Genomic DNA, 16,458 nt, shown 5'->3' on the forward strand with positions numbered 1-16,458 from the left:
GCAGACGCGATCCAGCCTGCGCTTTGCCGCCCGAGACGGGCTCTAGGCCCCGCTTCCGATTGCCCGTCGCTGTAAGTCGTCTCATTCCATCGCGTTTGGCCCGTTATCCCGCCCACCAATAAGCCCTCCCAAGCTCGGTGGAGCGCCTTGGACGCCCCGCGTCCAACAGCGGCTTTCTTTGCAGGGCGTCCCGAACCCAGGTGCACCCTCCCGATAATCCACGCTCGCCACACCCGAGCGACCGAAGAGGAGCAGACCAGCTTGAGCCCTGGATCGACGGCCTAGAAGCCGACCGCGAAGGGGTGGCGGCTCTCCCTCCGGGATCCGGCGTACTTCCAAAGCGGCTCGCTTCCCGCAAAGGCGCGCCCTCTACTTTTCCCGGTGTGGAGCCGCCCCGAGCGGATCGGATTCTCGCCGACGATCCTTCGGGCGGCCACACCGCGCGCAAGGCCCTTTTTTGGTTCTTTTTTGGGCAAGCAAAAAAGAACCGCCGCCCGCGCAGGGCATGGAGCAAGTGCAGGGGCGCAGCCCCGCACGGCGCCTCTCGCGTGCCGCAGGCGCGCATCTTATCCCATAAAAAGAGCCGCCCAAAAGGGCGGCCTTCCTTTTCTCTCAAAAGGCAATGAAGACGCCGCTACGGCTTCAACTGGCTCAACAGCATGCCGCCGAGCATCAGCCCGCACCCGATCAACCCACGGGTGGAAAGCACCTCCCCGAGCATCAGCCAGCCGCCGATGGCGGCGAATACCGACTCCAGGCTGAGGATGATGGCCGCGTGCGCGGGCTGGGCGTCGCGCTGGGCGACCACCTGGAAGGTGTAGGCCACGCCCACGGACATGAGCCCGCCGTAGGCGATGGCCGGGATTGCTCCCACGACGCCGGTCAGGGTGATCTCCTCGGTGGCCACCGCGCCGATGAGCGACAGGACCGCGCAGGCCGCGAACTGGATGGTGGCCAGCTTGATGGCGTCCACCCCGTCCAGGCCGGGGGAAAGCTTGCCCACGAGCAGGACGTGGCCCGCCCAGAAGAACGCGCCGATGAAGACCAGCAGGTCGCCGAAGGAGATGGTCAGGTCCGAGGTTACGGACAGCAGGTACATGCCGACCACGGCCAGGCCCGCGCCGATCCAGGTGCCCCAGCCGGGCCGCTGCGCCAGGAGCAGGCCGAAGATGGGCACCAGGACCACGTACAGCCCGGTGATGAACCCGGCCTTGCCCGCGGTGGACGCCTCCAGGCCGAACCCGGCCAGCTGCGGACCGGCCAGGCCGATCTGTTGCAGGGAGGCCCCGACGAACAGGGCGATGCCGAGCAGCCCGCCGCCGATGAGCATGCGTTTCTTGTCCGCCCCGGCATTGTCGGGCGCGCGCCGCCTTTCCATGGCCAGGATGAGCGGGACCAGGGCCAGCGCCCCGAGGGCGAAGCGGATGCCGTTGAAGGTCAGGGGGCCGACGTGTTCCATGCCCACGCGCTGGGCCACGAAGGCCAGGCCCCAGATGGCAGCGGTGACGAAAAGCAGGATGTCGGCGCGGAGGGCGCGGGTGTTCACGGGGAGATCTCCTTACGGGAAAAACTTACCCCGTGTACTGTATTCGGTGCCGGGCGGCAAGACCGCCGCGCGGCTATTGGTCCGGCTCTCCGCCCCGCTCCGCCTTGACGGCCTCGGCCTCGGCACTGGCCTTGGCGGCCAGGGTCTTGAGCAGCTCCAGGAGGTACGATTCGGCCTCGGGGCCTTCGCGGGGGGCCCAGTCAGGCACCTCCTTGTCCGTCTCGGCCGAATACGGGCCGGTCTTGCACTCGAAGACCAGGGTGTCCTGCTTGAGCGGCACGTAGGTATGGTAGACGTGCGGAGCCACGTCCACGCCGAAGGTCTCGGTGCCGGGCTGGAGCAGGACCTGGTCGGCGATCTCGCCGTCGTCCGTGAAACGGATGAAGAGCATGGACCCGGCCATGACCAGGACGGTCTCTTCCTTGGCCGGATCGAGGTGCCGGTGGGGCATTATGTAGGTGCCGGGCTGCATGGCGTTGAACATGCGGTGCGCGGAGGCGTCCAGGGACTTGTGCAGCTTCTGGAGCATGCGCTTGCGCGGGCTGTGCCGGGACTGGGCCAGCAGCCTGCCCACCAGGCTCAGGGTCAGGGGCGTGACGTCGCCTTCGGGCGCTTCCAGGGCCGTGGGATGTGTTTTTTCTTCGCTCATGCCCTGTTATCTACCCTGCAGGACGATTTTGGGCAAGAGCGGACGTTAGTCGAGCTTGAGCCCCAGCAGGGGAATCTCGGAATAGGCCAGGTCGATATCCTTGGGCTGCACCCGCGCGGACTTGAAGAACCTCGGGGACTTGATGATCTCCACCTCGCCCCCGGCGTCGTGCTCCGTGAACCGACGGTCCGCGGCCAGCACGCAGTCCTCGTCGGGCAGAAGCGCCTCGGCGATGTCCTGGACCCGGTCGGTGAACATGCCCGGATTGGAGCGGTAGAGCACGTCGTAGTAGACCACGCCGCCGTGTTTGACGGCGCGGGACAGGAAGAGCAGGCACTGGGTGCACTTGGTCATGGCCAGAACCGGGATGACCGGCAGGTCGTGATGGTCGTCGAAGACGCGGATGTCACCCAGGTCGCACCACTGCCGGATCTTGACCGGATCGCTGACCAGCTCGAGGTTGTCGTACCGCTTGCCGGTCTTGCGCCACAGCAGCCGTTCCTCATCGAGCACGCTCATGCCGAGCGTCTTGAAGAACGCGGTCTGCTTGGGAGACAGGGAAAAGACGGTGCAGGTCACCTCGGGATCGGCGGAGGCCATCTCGACCATGGCCGAGCCGAGTCCGCTTCTGCGGTAGTCCTTGAGGATGTACCAGGAGGAAAAATTACGGAACCGCTCCCTGTGGCCGTCGATGACCCGGTAGGAGCAGACGTGGCCGTGCACGCCCACAATGCGGCCGTTATCTTCGGCCACGATGCCCAGGTCGTGCTTTTCGGCGCACCAGACCGGGGAGAAAAGCGCCTTCCAACGCTTCTCGGGGAAGTTCGGATTCATATGCTCATGCAGGAGCGTACAGACGTCGTCTATGTCCGCCGTCTTCATGGGACGCAGTGTAGCGGTCATGGCAATCCTCGGGGAAGTGGTTCGACAGGGACGGTAGATCGTTCGCCCGCAGTGTGCAAGCAGAAACCTACCAGTTCGGTGCCGAACAACACGAATCGGTTGCCCGCGGGGCCGGAATCAGTCCTTGGAGGGCCAGATGTCGGCCGGAGAAAGCCACTTTGCCGAGGGATGGGCCGTGGTCGCCGCGAAGAGCGCCTCCACGAACGCCCAGGCGTCCGCGTCCATGGCCATGTGGTGGGTCAGCAGGCAGGTGGGCTCGCCGGGATCGGCCTCGCCCGTACGCTTGTCCTTCAGATGGTCCGCCAACAAGTGGAGGCACTTCTCCGTTCCGGCAAAACGCACGTTGGGCTTGTCCTTCCAGTGGAGCACGTCGCAGTGGGCGTCGGCCACGCGCAGACCGGCGGGCGGCTCGGGACGAGATTTCTTGTAGCCGGAGGACAGCCCCCGGAAACCCAGGACCGGCAGGTAGAACAAAAGCTCCGGGTCGATGCGGTTCCACGGCGGCACCAGGACGGGCACGAACTGGAACTTGAACAGCTGGGTCAGCTTGCCCATGCCCTGCCTGAGCTCGTCCATGACCACGGACTTGGGCCGGTGCTGGCCGAGCTCCCAGGCGCCCGAGCCGGACGGGGCGTGGTTCTTGTGGGCGTAGCCGTGCTGCAGGACCCAGACGAGGTGGGCGTGGGACACGGTCTTGCGCAGCGGCTCGCCCGCCCGGACCGGGATCGTGGCCAGGCCGCAGGGCACGCCGAACCGGCCGCTCAGGGAGACGAGCCGGTCAAGGGGCACGGTGGGTTCGGCCGCGTCGTCGTCACGCCACCAGAATTCGGCGGTCGCACCCGCGTCCTTCCAGGCGTCCAGTTCACGCAACAGGATGTTCATAGAGTCGGCTGTCATGGGACGATGGTTGTAACAGAGCTTGGCAATAAAAGCCACCACCCGCACTGGCATTTTTACGGACAATGTGGCAGGACCAAGCACGGAGGCCAGAACGGCATGAACGTCCCCTGCAACTCACTGATCTGGAACATGACGCGGAAGTGCAATTTCCGCTGTGAATACTGCTATTTTCCCCACGACAACACCCCTGTCACCGAGACACTGGACACGGCCCGCATCAAGGACTTCCTCGACGGCACGGGCGAGACGTGGAAGGTCGGCCTGACCGGCGGCGAGCCGTTCATCTATCCCGGCATCATCGAGATCTGCGAGACCCTGACGACGACCCACGTCATCGGCATCGACACCAACCTGTCGGTGTCCTCCAAGGTCGCCGAGTTCGCCCGGCGCATCGACCCCGCGCGGGTCCACAACCTGTACGTGGCCCTGCACATCGAGGAGCGCGAGCGGGTCAAGGGCGTGGACGCCTTCATCCGAAACGCCCGCCTGCTCCTGGACAAGGGGTTCGAGATCATCGTCAACTACGTGGTCCACCCCACCCTGGAGGAGCGCTTCCACCGGGACGTCGCCTTTTTCGCGGAGCACGGCATCCGCATCACCCCGCGCCCCTTCCGGGGGAGCTTCGACGGGCGGCGCTACCCCGAGGCCTACGGCGAGCGGGCCCGGGCCATCTTCGCCGACCATCCGGAACAGGGCCGGAAGGTGGCCTTCAACTTCGAGGGGTTGCCCTGCTCGGCGGGCCGCACCCTGCTGCGCATGGAGCCGGACGGGACCGTGTTCCGCTGCCCCGGCGACAAGACCGTGCTCGGCAACGTCATGGACGAGGTCACCCTCTTTGATGGCTGCCCGCCGTGCACCAAGAAGCGCTGCCCCTGCCGGGGGCTGGACCATGTGCGCCTCAGCGACGCCCAGGCCGCCCTGGTGGAGGGCGTCCAGTTCGCGGTGGTGGCCGAAAACGGCGCCTCGCTGACGGCCTTCGAGCGGGCCATGGCGGCCTCGCCGGGCCATCCCTGCGGCGAGAACAACCTCGGCGTGCTGGCCTGGCGGCGCGGCGACGCGGACGCGGCCGTGCGCCGTTTCGAGCGCGCCCTGAAGGCGCGGCCGGACAACCCGCTGTACGCCGCCAACCTCGACGGCGCCCGCGCGGACGGGCCGGACTTCGACCCCGGCATCTGCCTGGACGTCAACGCGGACGCGGCCTCCCGGTGATTTCCGGAAAATGGCGGATTGCCCCCGGCCTGTTCTGGACAGAAACCGCACAAGCCTATAATGTGTGCTCGTTGCCGGAGAAGATGGACTGTCCGGCTTTTTTTGTGACCCGCGGATACCCATGGAATCGAAAGCCTACAACATCCTGATGTACTCCCACGACACCTACGGTCTGGGACATATCCGCCGCACCATGGCCATCGCCAGGAACCTGGTCGGGCCCGAGGTGAACATCCTCATCGTCACGGGTTCGCCCATCGTCGGCCGGTACACCATGCCGCGCGGCATCGATTTCGTGCGCATCCCCGGCATGATCAAGAAGACCAACGTGGTCTACGTGCCCCACTCCATCAAGGTCGATCCCAAGATCGCCATCTCCATCCGCACCAAGATCATCTCGGCCACGGCCAAGAGCTTCAAGCCCGACCTGCTCATCGTGGACAAGGTCCCCACCGGGCTCAAGGGCGAGGTCCTGCCGACCCTGAAGTGGATGCGCAAGCACCTGCCCTGCTCGCGCGTGGTCCTCGGCCTGCGCGACATCCTGGACGACGCCGAGTCCACCCGCGCCGACTGGAAGCGCAAGAAATTTCCCGAGGTCCTGCGCGATCTTTACTCCGAGATCTGGGTCTACGGGACCAAGTCCATGTACGACCCCATCACCGAATACGCCTTCCCGGACGACATCGCGGCCAAGACCGTGTTCACCGGCTACATCCCGCGCTTCATCCCGCGCTCCCGCAAGACCAGCCGCAAGCACAAGCAGGTCATCGTCACCATCGGCGGCGGCGGGGACGGCTACACCGTGCTCGACACCTACCTCAAGATGCTCGAGACCAACGGGACCGTGGACTTCAAGACCCTGATGATCACCGGCCCGTTCCTCTCCCTGGAGCGGCTCGACGAGCTGGCCGACCGCGCCCGCGCCCTCAAGGTCCAGATCAAGCCGTTCGTGCGCAACATGGAGAAACGCATGGCCAAGTCCGACCTGGTGGTCTCCATGGGCGGCTACAACACCATGTGCGAGATCCTCTCCCTGAAGAAGCCCGCCCTGATCATCCCCCGCGACAATCCGCGCCAGGAACAGCTCATCCGGGCCCAGGTCTTCAAGGGCCAGGGGCTGTGCGACTACATCCGCTGGGACGACGTCACGCCCGAGACCATGCGCGAAAAGATCAACGCCCTGCTCGATGACCCCACGCCCTACACCTCGGCCCTGGACACCTTCGCCATGACCGGGCTCAAGGTCATGCGCGAACGCCTCCAATACTTCCGCGAGCACTGCTGATGTCCGCCCCTTCCGGCAAGAAGACCCTGGGCATGGTGCTCAAGGGGTATCCGCGCATTTCCGAGACCTTCATCTCCAACGAGATCCGCCTGCTCGAAGAGATGGGCTTCACCATCCACATCTACTCCATGCGCGCCCCGCGCGAGAATTTCTCCCACGAGTCCATCAAGCGGATCAAGGCCCGGGTCACCTACCTGCCCGAATCCATGCTCTGGGGGCTGCCCCGGCTGCTCTACCACAACGTCCGCCTGTTCCTGCGCATGCCCGGCCGCTACCGCGAGTGCCTCAAGCTGATGCGCAAGCGGTTCAAGCTGGCGCCCAAGAAGCACACCTGGGTCAAGCACATGCTCCAGGCGGGCTACATCGTGCAGAAGTCGGTCCTGGACGACGGCGTGAACCTGGCCCACCTGCACGGCCACTTCGCCCACACACCGACCACCGTGACCATGTACGCCGCCTTCCTGGCGGGCGTCCCCTTCTCCTTCACGGCCCACGCCAAGGACATCTACACCCAGGACCCGGAGCGCATCCGGGACAAGGTCGAGCGCGCCAAGTTCGTGGTCACCTGCACCCGCTACAACGAGCGGTACCTGCGCGACCATGTGGCGAACGGCAACCCCATCCACTGCGTGTACCACGGCATCAACCTCGACCTCTTCTCGCCCAACGGCCGCCGACCCGAGGCCGAACCGCCATACCACATCCTGACCGTGGCCCGGTTCGTGGAGAAGAAGGGGCTGGACACCGTGCTCGAGGCCCTGGCCAGGCTGCGCGGACAGGGGCTTGACTTCCGCTACACCCTGGTCGGCGAGGGCAAGGCCAAGTTCAACCGCAGGGTCCGCGACCTCGTCCGCTCCCTCGGGCTGGAGGACGTGACCACCCTGCCCGGGACCATCACCCACGACGAGGTCATCGAGCTCCTGAACCACGCCGACTGCTTCACGCTGGGCTGCCGCGAGGCCAGGGACGGGGACCGCGACGGCATCCCCAACGTGGTCGCCGAGGCCATGGCCACCGGCGTGCCCGTGGCCGCCACCGACGTGTCCGGCGTGCCCGAGCTCGTCACCCACGAACGGACCGGCCTGCTCTGCCCGTCCAACGACCCCGACGCCCTGGCCGGGATCATCCGCCGTGCCCTGACCGACGACGACCTGCGCCGGACGATCATCCCGGCCGCGGTCGAACGCGCCCATGCGGTCTTCAACAACAAGAAGCTCATCCGCGACCTGGGCGAGATCTACAAGTCCCACGGCGTGCCCTGCGGCGAATAGCCGGACAGGAAAAAGGCGCGGCCTCGATCGCCGCGCCCAGATCAGTTCGTCCATTCCCCCACGATATCCGCAGCAGGCCGGCGGAATCACCGGCATGCCCATTCTCAGGACTCGGCCTCGCCCCATGCTTTGGCGCTGCGCTCGACCTTCTTGCGCACGCCCTTCCAATCGGTCTCGTGGGTGAACATGGACTCGGGCAGGGCGGCCAGCATCTTTTCATAGAGACCGAGGGAGACGGTGAAGGTCAGCTCGTCGGTCTTCATGAACTTCCGGGCCGATGGGTCGAACCCGCCGATGACGGCCCTGTCCACCCCCCTTTCCTTGTAATAGAGCGGCCAGGCGATCATGTTGGTGCAGCCCGCGCCGAACGGGGAGGCCACGCAGTCCATGTCGCCGGTGGTGAAGGCCGCCTGGGTGTGCAGGCCGGTCAGGACCTCGGGCCGGGCGAAGAAGATGACGAATTCCGGCTCCTCGCCGTCCTTGAATCGGGAGAGCGGCTTGAAGATGCAGTACTTGCCGGGGGCCTTGCGGGGGTTCACCTCGAGCAGAAAGTCGCGCATGGCGTCCGGGTTGGGCATGTACCGTTCGCCCTGGAGCGGGGTGCCCTCGAAGCCGGTGGACACGTAGTGCTCGATGAACCGCAAATGGGGCTTCAGCATGCCGGAATAGTACACGCCGCCGAGGCAGCCGTATTCTTCCGTGGAGACGAACGCGGCCCCGCCCTTCTTCCGGGCCAGCCAGATGTTGCCCATGACGCAGGAGAAAGACTTCATGACCTCCTGCATGTCCAGCTCCTGCCGGTCCTCCAGCTCGCGCGAGATGGGCACGCCGGTCCTCGGGCCGTAGGCGTTCTCCGGCAGGGTATCGGCGTAGTGGACGCCGAAGGGCTCCTCGTTCAGGCCCAGATAATCCAAAAAGGCGGCCGTGCCGTCCAACATGGTTTGCATCGTCATGTCTTGCTCCTGTGGTTTTACGTCCGTGCCCGCTCTTGCGCGGGAAGGTTGTCTTTTGACATGCCTTCTCATACCATGCCCATGAGTAAAATAAAGAGCCTTTACGGAAAACTCTTTTCCATGGAGGGGCATAATCATGCAGGATTTTCTGGCCGACGTTCCCTTGCTGGTGGAGGTCGCGAGACAGAAGAGCTTTACCAAGGCGGCGGAAATACTGGGTATCGGCGTATCGACCCTGTCCCGGCGCATCAAGCTGCTCGAGGAGCGCATGGGCATGCCGCTCTTCTACCGCGACACGCGCAACGTGGAGCCCACGGACAACGGGGCGTACCTCCTGGACCGCTGCGGCTACATCCTGGACGAGGTGCGCAAGGCCTACGAGTCCGTGGTCGGGAACATGCGGAACCCGTCCGGGCTGATCCGCGTCTGCATGTTCCAGGACACCTACGAGCACCTGCTCAAGGACACGCTGCTGGACTTCGCGGCCAAGTGGCCCGACATCCAGATGGAGCTGACCTTCGTGGAGCACCCCGTGGACATGCGCACCGATCCCTATGACGTGGCCGTTCTCATCGGCTCAACCATCGCGCCGTCCCTGGTGGCCCGCAGGCTGCTGACCGTCGAGCCGTTCCTCTACGCCTCGCCCGGGCTGTTCGAGCGCTATCCCGTCCCCGAGGAACCCCGCGACCTGGCCCGCCTGCCGTGCATCGTGCTTGAGCGGTTCGGGCGGCGCTGGCCCATGCACAACGGCAAACGGCAGGTGACCGTGGAGGTGATCCCGCAATACACCTTCGGTTCGGTGGAGATGTGCCGTGATTTCGCCCTGGCCGGGCACGGCGTCACCCTGATCCGGAAGGAACGGGCGGAAGCGGACGAGAAGGCCGGACGGCTGGTCCGCGTGCTCCCGGAGTGGAGCGGCGGGTTCGCGCACGACGTGAACCTGGTCATGGGCTCCAGCCAGCTGCCCCAGCGGGTCCGGCTGTTCGTGGACCACATTCTGGCCGGCGTCGGGCAGGGAATGCCCCCGGCGGCCTGAGAACCTTTATCGCTGCTGCCGCCATCTCCAAAGCTTAAGGACTCGCCAAGAGCCGCCGCTGAAAACGGTTCTTGGGAATCTCCAAAACCTTTTCTGTCTCGCCGCGTTCGAACGGACCCAAACCTTCCCCCCTCTCAATCCCCCCGGCGTCATCAGGCTTGGGAGAGTGGGTCAGCCGTGCATTTTTCGCGGGCGAGACAACCGCAGCGTAGCCGCCTACGTGAGGATTGGCTCGACCGCGAAAAATGTGCGGATGGCCCGCTATCGCAAGCCGCGAGCAGGCGAGAAGGTCAGGCGCTTAGCGCGCCTGGCCGAGCATGAAGATGCCGAAGGTGGCGAACAGGTTGGGTAGCCAGGTGATGACCTTGCCCTGTTCGTCGTGGTGATGGGTGGAGATGGCCACCTCCTTGACGATGGGCACGCCCAGATGCTTGCAGAAGCGGCGGAAGTCGATGATCGGGATGACCCGGATGTTGGGCGTGTTGTACCACTCGTAGGGAAGCTCCTTGGACATGGGGGCGCGTCCGGTGAAGAGCATCTGGAGACGGTTCCGGTAGTGGGTGAAGTTCGGGAAGGAGACGATGCCGAGCCTGCCCACGCGGAGCATTTCGCGGATGAGCGTCTCGGGGTCCAGGACCTGCATCAGCGCCTGGGACAGGATGACGTAGTCGAAGGCGTTGTCCGGGTAGTCCTCGATCTCCTCGTAAATGTCGCCGTGGATGACCGAGAGGCCCTTGGCGATGGCCCGGCCCGCGGCCTCCTCGTCGATCTCGATGCCGGTGCCGATGATGGACTTCTCCTCGGTCAGGTGGGCGAGCAGCGAGCCGGTGCGGCAGCCGAGGTCGAGGACGCGGCTGCCCGGTTCTATCCAGGTGGCGATGACCTGGAGGTCGAATCTCATGCGGGGCCTCCGATGCGGCAGTGCAGGCAGACCTTGTTCAGGAAGCCGGAGAGCAGGTCCGAGAGCCGCGTGTTGGGCAGCAGGAAGGCGTCGTGCCCCCAGGGGGCCTCGATCTCGCAGAACGAAACGTCCAGGCTGTTCTTCTTCATGGCCTTGACCATGGTCTTGGACTGGTAGGTCGGATAGAGCCAGTCCGAGGTGAACGAGACCACCAGGTAGCGGCAGGAGGCGCGCGAAAAGGCGGCCACCAGGGAGCCCTCGCCGTAGTGGTTCTCGAGGTTGAAATAGTCGGCGGCCTTGGTCAGGTAGAGGAACGAGTTGGCGTCGAAGCGGTCCACGAACTTGTTGCCCTGGTAGCGCAGGTAGCTCTCCACCTGGAAGTCGGCCTCGAAGTCGAAGGACAGCTCCACGCGGTCCTGGAGCCTGCGGTCGAACTTGTGGCGCATGGACTCGTCGGACAGGTAGGTGATGTGCCCGACCATGCGGGCCACGGCCAGCCCGTGCTCCGGGCGGCCGGACTCGTAGTAGTCGCCCCGGTTCCACTTGGGATCGGCCATGATCGCCTGGCGGGCGACCTCGTTGAAGGCGATGGCCTGGGCCGAGTGCTTGGTGGTGGTGGCCAGGGGGATGGCCGCGTGCACGCGGTGCGGGTAGCGCACGGACCACTCCAGGACCTGCATGCCGCCCACGGACCCGCCGACCACGGCCAGCAGCGTATCGATGCCGAAGGAGTCGACCAGGCGGCGCTGGGCGCGGACCATGTCGCCAATGGTCACCACCGGGAAGGACGCGCCGTACGGGCGGCCGGTCTCCGGGTTCTCGGACGTGGGCCCGGTGGAGCCCATGCACCCGCCGACGACGTTGGAGCAGATGACGAAATACTTGTCCGTGTCGATGGGCTTGCCCGGCCCGACCATGAGGTCCCACCAGCCCGGCTTGGGGTCGTCCGGGTCATAGAACCCGGCCACGTGGGAATCGCCGGTCAGGGCATGGCAGACCAGGATGGCGTTGGTCCTGTCCGCGTTCAGGGTTCCGCAGGTTTCGTAGGCCAGGGTGACCGGCCCGAGCCTGCGCCCGGATTCGAGCACCAGCGGTTCGTCCGCGCCGAAGGTGAAGAACCGCTTCTCCACCAGCCCCACGGACTCGCCGGTCTCGATCTGGTCGATATATTCGCTCATGCCGGAGAAAATACGGCAGGCGGCGGGCGCGGTCAATGGCGCACCCATCGCGATGCGTGATGGCGACGATCATCCGTCCTAGAACTGCGCGTTCATGGACGTCAGGCAGCGCAGGAGCGCCTCGCGGTCCTCGGGCGGGCAGGCGGCCGTCAGCTCCTCGGTCAGGCGCAGATGCAGCCGGTCGTGCTCCTCGAACAGCGCCTTCCCCTGCTCGGTCAGCTCCACGTTGATGGACCGGCGGTCCGTGTCGTGGGGCACGCGGCGCACGCACTCCTTGTCCTCCAGGCGGTCCACCAGCACGGTCAGGGTGCCGGTGGTGATGCCCATGGCCTCGGCCAGTTCCTTCATGCGCATGGCCCCGTGGATGCCGAGCACCTCCAGGGTGTGCATCTGCGGCAGGGTCATGCCCTTCTCGCGGACCACGTCGTGCTCCCAGGACGAGAGCTTCTCGAAAAACTCCACGATGGCGTGGTTGATTCTGCCGACCATGTCCCCTCCCTCTAGATGGACGTATACAAGCTGTAGGCCCCGAAGGCGATGGTCATGACCCCGGCGGCACGCATGACCAAAGGTTCGATCCACTCCTGGGTCAGGGTACGCATCAGCCCGGCGGCCTTGTAGATGGCGAAGATGACCGCGCCGAGGGTGATCCCGGTGGCCACGGCGTAGACCCCGAAGACCGCCGTGCCCTTGAGCACGCTGCCCGAGTCGAGCGCGTAGGTGTACATGAGCGCCACGGTCGGGCAGGGCACGATCATGTTCACGAACCCGATGGTGAACAGCCCCCAGACGGTCATGGCCCGGGCGGCCGGTTTGCACCCGTGCCCGGGGCAGGAGCGGCCGGTGCAGGCGGCCTCGTGATGATCGTGGTCGTGGTGGTGATGATCGTGATCATGGCCCGGCTCCCCGTGATCGTCGTGGGCATGGACGTGCGCTTGTTCATGGTCGTGATCGTGGTCGTGCCCATGGTCGTGGTCATGGTCATGGTCGTGGTCATGGTCGTGGCTGTGCAGCAGGTGCGGCCTGACGATCAGGATCAGCCCCAGGACGAGCAGGACCACGAAGGTGGCCACGTCCACGTACAGGGTGATGGACTTGGGGATGGCCAGAGAGACCGACCCGAGCGTCAGCCCGATGAGCAGGCAGGCCAGGGTGGTCCCGGCGATGAACGACAGGGTCAGGCCCAGGACCCGCCCGCCGCGTTTCTCGCCGTACACGAACGGGGCCAGAACCAGCCAGGAGTGGCCGCAGGGGTTGATCCCGTGCACCAGCCCGAGGACGACGCTCGACTGCAGGGCCACCCAGAATATGGAATCGAATTGCATAGACCTTCCAACTTGTTTGAAAGCAGTATTGTTTGACTTTCAAACCTTCTAATCGGGATTTAGTTTGAGTGTCAAGCTAATTGTCCGCGCCATGAAACGGCCTACCGTTTCAACGGGATGGAGGTCAGCCGCCGGAGACGGTCCCGCCGCCGAAGAGCACCCACGCGGCCATGCCGCCGGTCAGGTTCCGGACACTAGTGTAGCCGCCCTTCTGCATCTGGCGGACCGTGGGCGGGGAGCGGTGCCCGGTCATGCAGACGACGACCACGGGCCTGTCCGGGTCGGGCGCGGCCAGGGCCAGCCCGTTCAGGGTGGCCGGATACGGCACGTTGACCGCGCCGGGGATGTGGAACAGCTCGTATTCGCCGGGGGTGCGCACGTCGACGAGGATCGGGGGCGCGCCCTTCTTCAGGGCCGCCCTCAGGGCCCACGGAGACACGGGGCGCACGCCCGCCAGCCACCAGCACACGTCCCACAGGGCGAACAGGGCGACGACGATGAGGATGGCGGTCAGGGTGCGCACGGGCTACTCCTCGGGGTTTGCGGGGGGCTCGGGCGGTGCGTCGGCGGGCTCGGACGGTCCGCCCCGGTCCACGGTCACGGCCAGGGCCGAGCCGGGCTTGAGGAGCACGTCCCGCTGCGGGAACGGGAAGACCACGCCGTTTTCATGGAACAGGTTCCAGATGCGCAGGAGCACGTCGCTCTTGATGTTGGTCACCCCGTCGTTGGTGTCCGCGATCCAGGCCCGCAGCTCCAGGTTGACCGAGCTGTCGCCGAACTCGATGAGCATGGCCCTCGGCTCGGGCGAGGTCAGGATGCGCTTCATGCCCTTGGGGGCCTCCTCCATGAGGCGCAGGGCCTTGTTCACGTCGGACTCGTAGGCGATGCCCACCGGTATCTTGAGCCGGATGTTGGTGTCCGAGTACGTCCAGTTGATGACCTCGTTGGTCACGAAGTGCTCGTTGGGGATCAGGTATTCCTTGCCGTCGCGGGTCTTGACCGACGAGAAGCGGCCGTACACCCCGCTGACCACGCCGAACACGCCGCCCACCTCGATGGTATCGCCCGGCTTGATGGACCGGTCCATGAGCAGGATGATCCCGGCCACGTAGTTGGAGATGATCGTCTGCAGCCCGAAGCCGATGCCCACGCCGAGCGCGCTGGAGAAGATGGCCAGGCTGGTCAGGTCGATGCCCACGCTGGACATGGCCATGAGGATGGCCACGGTGAACAGGATCACCTTGACCGTCTTGCCGAGCAGCACCTGGACCGAGGGCGAGACGTCGCGCATGTTGCCGATGCGGCCCACCGCGAACCTGGAGAGCATGACCGCGGCCTGCAGGAAGATGACGGCCAGGATCAGCCCCTTGAGCGCGCCCAGGGCCGTGAACTTGGTGTCTCCCAGGGAGAACGACAGGTTCTGCAGGAAATTGGTGAACGGGGTGAGCAGGCCGAGCATGTGCAGACCGACAAAGACCCAGACCACGGTGGCCGTGCTCCGGGCCAGCCCCTTGTTGGGCATGGTCAGGGCCAGCAGGCGGATGGCGATGCCCGCCACGGTCAGCTGGCTGAGGGCGTCCAGAACCCACGGCCGGTAGTCCAGGAGCTCGAAACCCCCGGCCGCGATCTGGGCCAGCATGATGAACAGGATCAGCCCGCCGGTCTGGATGAGCACGTAGAGCGCGCCCCGGCCCAGCGGATTGTGCACGTGGGCGTAGCGCCAGCGCTCCAGGCGGGGCCGGACCACGCGCCACACGGCCAGGGAGAGGAGCAGCGCCCCCAGCGCGCACAGCCATTGGGCCGCCGTGCGCCAGGTCAGCACATTGGTCTGGAGCCAATTCTGCAGAAACAGAAGAATCTCCGTTATCTTGGCCATGATCGGCGACAGCTGCTCTTCCATGGGAACCCTCGGGGCCTAGACTATCAGCCCAGGACGGCCAGATCAACGACCGTGGCGATGAACAGGACCACGGAGATGACCCCGTTCATAGTGAAGAAGGCCACGTTCACCCGGCTCATGTCGTCCGCCTTGACCAGCAGGTGCTCGGCCATGAGGACCACGCCCGTGAGCACCGCCACCGTGAAGTAGATGCCGCCGAGGCTCGCGGCCCAGCCCGCCAGCAGGAAGAAGGCGGCGGCCACGACGTGGCTCAGGGTCGAGACCCCCAGGGCCGCCGGGATGCCCAGCCGGGCCGGGATGGACCACAATCCGTGCTCGCGGTCGAAGTCCGCGTCCTGGCTGGCGTAGAGCAGGTCGAATCCGGCCACCCACAGGGTCACGCCGCAGAACAGCAGGACCGAAGTCAGGGAGATGGACGGGGTCACGCAGATCCAACCCGCCACCGGGGCCAGCCCCAGGACCGAGCCGAGCACGAAGTGGCACCAGTAGGTGAACCGCTTGCAGAAGCTGTAGGACGCGGCCATGACCAGGGCCACGGGCGAAAGCATCAGGCAGAGCGTGTTCATCAGCGCGCAGGCGGCCACGAAGACCACGGCCGTGCCCACGATGAAGACCAGGGTGAACCGGGTGGACAGCTCGCCCGTGACCAGCTCGCGCTTCTGCGTGCGCGGGTTCTGGCGGTCGATGTCCAGGTCGGCGTAACGGTTGAAGGCCATGGCGAACGAACGCACGGCCACCATGGCCACGGTCAGCACGACCATGTTGTACAGCCCCGGCCAGCCTCGGGCGGCCAGGAACGCGCCCATGTAGGCGAAAGGCAGGGCGAAGACCGAATGCTCGATCTTGACCATCCGGCAGACGGTGGTCAGGTCCTTGGCGAAACTCATCGTTCTCTCTCGGTTAATATTTGTTGACCAGCACGGCCCCGGCCACCAGCAGGCACACCCCGAAGACGCGGGGCCAGGATACCGTATGCACCTGATACCCGACCACGCCGAAGTGGTCCAGCGCCAGGGCGGCGATGAGCTGGCCGGCCAGCAGCCAGGCCATCATGCTCGTGGCCCCGATCTGCCCGGCCAGAACGATGGTCGCGAAGACGAAAAACGCCCCCAGCGCCCCGCCCGTCCAGGCCCAGGCCGGGGCCGAACCGGCCATGCCGAGCGTGGGCACGGGCGTGCGCGAGACCAGCAGGTAGCCCAGCAGGGCCAGGGTGCCCACGCCGAAGGAGACCGCCGCCGCCCAGAGCGGATCGCCCAGGGCCCCGCGCAAGCGCAGGTTGATGCCCGCCTGCACCGGCATCATGGCCCCGGCCGCCAGCGCGAACAGCACATACATCCATTTCATCGGGAGGCTCCTTTCATTATATCTAGACTTTTTCAAGAGTTATTCAAGACCATTTTGC

At 65.7% G+C, this 16,458-nt stretch carries 17 protein-coding genes; 4 read left to right on the forward strand and 13 right to left on the reverse strand.

Features of this window, described 5'->3' with window-relative positions; genetic code table 11:
• Positions 1–634: 634 nt before the first annotated feature.
• The 4 genes from AB6M95_RS06865 to AB6M95_RS06880 all read right to left on the reverse strand — a co-directional run bounded on the left by AB6M95_RS06865 (position 635) and on the right by AB6M95_RS06880 (position 3,995).
• On the reverse strand, positions 635–1,546 hold the full coding sequence (locus tag AB6M95_RS06865) for a DMT family transporter (RefSeq protein WP_371385998.1): 912 nt from the start codon (positions 1,544–1,546) through the stop codon (positions 635–637).
• A gap of 73 nt (positions 1,547–1,619) precedes the next feature.
• Positions 1,620–2,195 (reverse strand): WbuC family cupin fold metalloprotein, encoded by a 576-nt coding sequence (locus AB6M95_RS06870; RefSeq protein ID WP_371385999.1) that lies wholly within the window; start codon positions 2,193–2,195, stop codon positions 1,620–1,622.
• Positions 2,196–2,240: 45 nt separating this feature from the next.
• Positions 2,241–3,098 carry a GNAT family N-acetyltransferase gene (locus AB6M95_RS06875; protein WP_371386000.1) on the reverse strand — a complete coding sequence of 286 codons (858 nt, stop codon included), beginning with the start codon at positions 3,096–3,098 and terminating at the stop codon, positions 2,241–2,243.
• Positions 3,099–3,215: 117 nt separating this feature from the next.
• Positions 3,216–3,995, reverse strand: coding sequence for a polysaccharide deacetylase family protein (locus AB6M95_RS06880; protein WP_371386001.1), 780 nt, complete (start codon positions 3,993–3,995; stop codon positions 3,216–3,218).
• A gap of 99 nt (positions 3,996–4,094) precedes the next feature.
• Between AB6M95_RS06880 and AB6M95_RS06885 the strand changes: the two genes are divergently transcribed.
• The 3 genes from AB6M95_RS06885 to AB6M95_RS06895 all read left to right on the forward strand — a co-directional run bounded on the left by AB6M95_RS06885 (position 4,095) and on the right by AB6M95_RS06895 (position 7,763).
• Positions 4,095–5,207, forward strand: coding sequence for a radical SAM protein (locus AB6M95_RS06885; RefSeq protein ID WP_371386002.1), 1,113 nt, complete (start codon positions 4,095–4,097; stop codon positions 5,205–5,207).
• Between the two features lie 121 nt (positions 5,208–5,328).
• The gene (locus AB6M95_RS06890) at positions 5,329–6,492 is read left to right on the forward strand and encodes a glycosyltransferase family protein (protein ID WP_371386003.1); all 1,164 of its coding nucleotides are present in this window, start codon (positions 5,329–5,331) and stop codon (positions 6,490–6,492) included.
• The gene (locus AB6M95_RS06895) at positions 6,492–7,763 is read left to right on the forward strand and encodes a glycosyltransferase (RefSeq protein ID WP_371386004.1); all 1,272 of its coding nucleotides are present in this window, start codon (positions 6,492–6,494) and stop codon (positions 7,761–7,763) included. Before AB6M95_RS06890 ends, AB6M95_RS06895 begins: the two co-directional genes overlap by 1 nt.
• A 104-nt stretch (positions 7,764–7,867) precedes the next feature.
• Here AB6M95_RS06895 and AB6M95_RS06900 read toward each other — a convergent pair whose 3' ends face one another.
• The gene (locus AB6M95_RS06900; RefSeq protein ID WP_371386005.1) at positions 7,868–8,716 is read right to left on the reverse strand and encodes a DUF169 domain-containing protein; all 849 of its coding nucleotides are present in this window, start codon (positions 8,714–8,716) and stop codon (positions 7,868–7,870) included.
• 136 nt (positions 8,717–8,852) lie between these two features.
• Between AB6M95_RS06900 and AB6M95_RS06905 the strand changes: the two genes are divergently transcribed.
• Positions 8,853–9,752, forward strand: a complete 900-nt coding sequence (locus tag AB6M95_RS06905; protein WP_371386006.1) for a LysR family transcriptional regulator — start codon at positions 8,853–8,855, stop codon at positions 9,750–9,752.
• 298 nt (positions 9,753–10,050) lie between these two features.
• Here the strand turns inward: AB6M95_RS06905 and metW are convergent, their stop codons facing one another.
• The 8 genes from metW to AB6M95_RS06945 all read right to left on the reverse strand — a co-directional run bounded on the left by metW (position 10,051) and on the right by AB6M95_RS06945 (position 16,400).
• Entirely contained in the window at positions 10,051–10,653 is a 603-nt protein-coding gene (gene metW / locus AB6M95_RS06910) for a methionine biosynthesis protein MetW (RefSeq protein WP_371386007.1), read from the reverse strand.
• A complete protein-coding gene (gene metX, locus AB6M95_RS06915) occupies positions 10,650–11,831 on the reverse strand; it encodes a homoserine O-acetyltransferase MetX (RefSeq protein WP_371386008.1) in 1,182 nt (393 codons plus the stop codon). Before metX ends, metW begins: the two co-directional genes overlap by 4 nt.
• Positions 11,832–11,909: 78 nt before the next feature.
• On the reverse strand, positions 11,910–12,320 hold the full coding sequence (locus AB6M95_RS06920) for a MarR family winged helix-turn-helix transcriptional regulator (RefSeq protein ID WP_371386009.1): 411 nt from the start codon (positions 12,318–12,320) through the stop codon (positions 11,910–11,912).
• 11 nt (positions 12,321–12,331) lie between these two features.
• Positions 12,332–13,156 carry a sulfite exporter TauE/SafE family protein gene (locus AB6M95_RS06925; protein ID WP_371386010.1) on the reverse strand — a complete coding sequence of 275 codons (825 nt, stop codon included), beginning with the start codon at positions 13,154–13,156 and terminating at the stop codon, positions 12,332–12,334.
• Positions 13,157–13,280: 124 nt separating this feature from the next.
• Positions 13,281–13,679: a rhodanese-like domain-containing protein gene (locus AB6M95_RS06930; RefSeq protein WP_371386011.1), complete on the reverse strand. Its 399-nt coding sequence runs from the start codon at positions 13,677–13,679 to the stop codon at positions 13,281–13,283.
• A gap of 3 nt (positions 13,680–13,682) precedes the next feature.
• Entirely contained in the window at positions 13,683–15,056 is a 1,374-nt protein-coding gene (locus tag AB6M95_RS06935) for a mechanosensitive ion channel family protein (protein ID WP_371386012.1), read from the reverse strand.
• 23 nt (positions 15,057–15,079) lie between these two features.
• Complete coding sequence (locus tag AB6M95_RS06940) at positions 15,080–15,943, reverse strand: UbiA-like polyprenyltransferase (protein WP_371386013.1); 864 nt, start codon at positions 15,941–15,943, stop codon at positions 15,080–15,082.
• A 13-nt stretch (positions 15,944–15,956) separates the two neighbouring features.
• Positions 15,957–16,400 carry a DMT family transporter gene (locus AB6M95_RS06945; RefSeq protein WP_371386014.1) on the reverse strand — a complete coding sequence of 148 codons (444 nt, stop codon included), beginning with the start codon at positions 16,398–16,400 and terminating at the stop codon, positions 15,957–15,959.
• Positions 16,401–16,458 lie beyond the last annotated feature (58 nt).

This window comes from Pseudodesulfovibrio karagichevae (assembly GCF_041414475.1).
Classification (GTDB): domain Bacteria; phylum Desulfobacterota; class Desulfovibrionia; order Desulfovibrionales; family Desulfovibrionaceae; genus Pseudodesulfovibrio; species Pseudodesulfovibrio karagichevae.

Bases quoted from the DNA above. Each gene is read 5' to 3' on its own strand.
- AB6M95_RS06870 (WP_371385999.1), bottom strand. From the start codon at position 2,195: ATGAGCGAAGAAAAAACACATCCCACGGCCCTGGAAGCGCCCGAAGGC.
- AB6M95_RS06875 (WP_371386000.1), bottom strand. From the start codon at position 3,098: ATGACCGCTACACTGCGTCCCATGAAGACGGCGGACATAGACGACGTC.
- AB6M95_RS06880 (WP_371386001.1), bottom strand. From the start codon at position 3,995: ATGACAGCCGACTCTATGAACATCCTGTTGCGTGAACTGGACGCCTGG.
- AB6M95_RS06885 (WP_371386002.1), top strand. From the start codon at position 4,095: ATGAACGTCCCCTGCAACTCACTGATCTGGAACATGACGCGGAAGTGC.
- AB6M95_RS06890 (WP_371386003.1), top strand. From the start codon at position 5,329: ATGGAATCGAAAGCCTACAACATCCTGATGTACTCCCACGACACCTAC.
- AB6M95_RS06895 (WP_371386004.1), top strand. From the start codon at position 6,492: ATGTCCGCCCCTTCCGGCAAGAAGACCCTGGGCATGGTGCTCAAGGGG.
- AB6M95_RS06900 (WP_371386005.1), bottom strand. From the start codon at position 8,716: ATGACGATGCAAACCATGTTGGACGGCACGGCCGCCTTTTTGGATTAT.
- AB6M95_RS06905 (WP_371386006.1), top strand. From the start codon at position 8,853: ATGCAGGATTTTCTGGCCGACGTTCCCTTGCTGGTGGAGGTCGCGAGA.
- metW (WP_371386007.1), bottom strand. From the start codon at position 10,653: ATGAGATTCGACCTCCAGGTCATCGCCACCTGGATAGAACCGGGCAGC.
- metX (WP_371386008.1), bottom strand. From the start codon at position 11,831: ATGAGCGAATATATCGACCAGATCGAGACCGGCGAGTCCGTGGGGCTG.
- AB6M95_RS06920 (WP_371386009.1), bottom strand. From the start codon at position 12,320: ATGGTCGGCAGAATCAACCACGCCATCGTGGAGTTTTTCGAGAAGCTC.
- AB6M95_RS06925 (WP_371386010.1), bottom strand. From the start codon at position 13,156: ATGCAATTCGATTCCATATTCTGGGTGGCCCTGCAGTCGAGCGTCGTC.
- AB6M95_RS06935 (WP_371386012.1), bottom strand. From the start codon at position 15,056: ATGGAAGAGCAGCTGTCGCCGATCATGGCCAAGATAACGGAGATTCTT.
- AB6M95_RS06940 (WP_371386013.1), bottom strand. From the start codon at position 15,943: ATGAGTTTCGCCAAGGACCTGACCACCGTCTGCCGGATGGTCAAGATC.
- AB6M95_RS06945 (WP_371386014.1), bottom strand. From the start codon at position 16,400: ATGAAATGGATGTATGTGCTGTTCGCGCTGGCGGCCGGGGCCATGATG.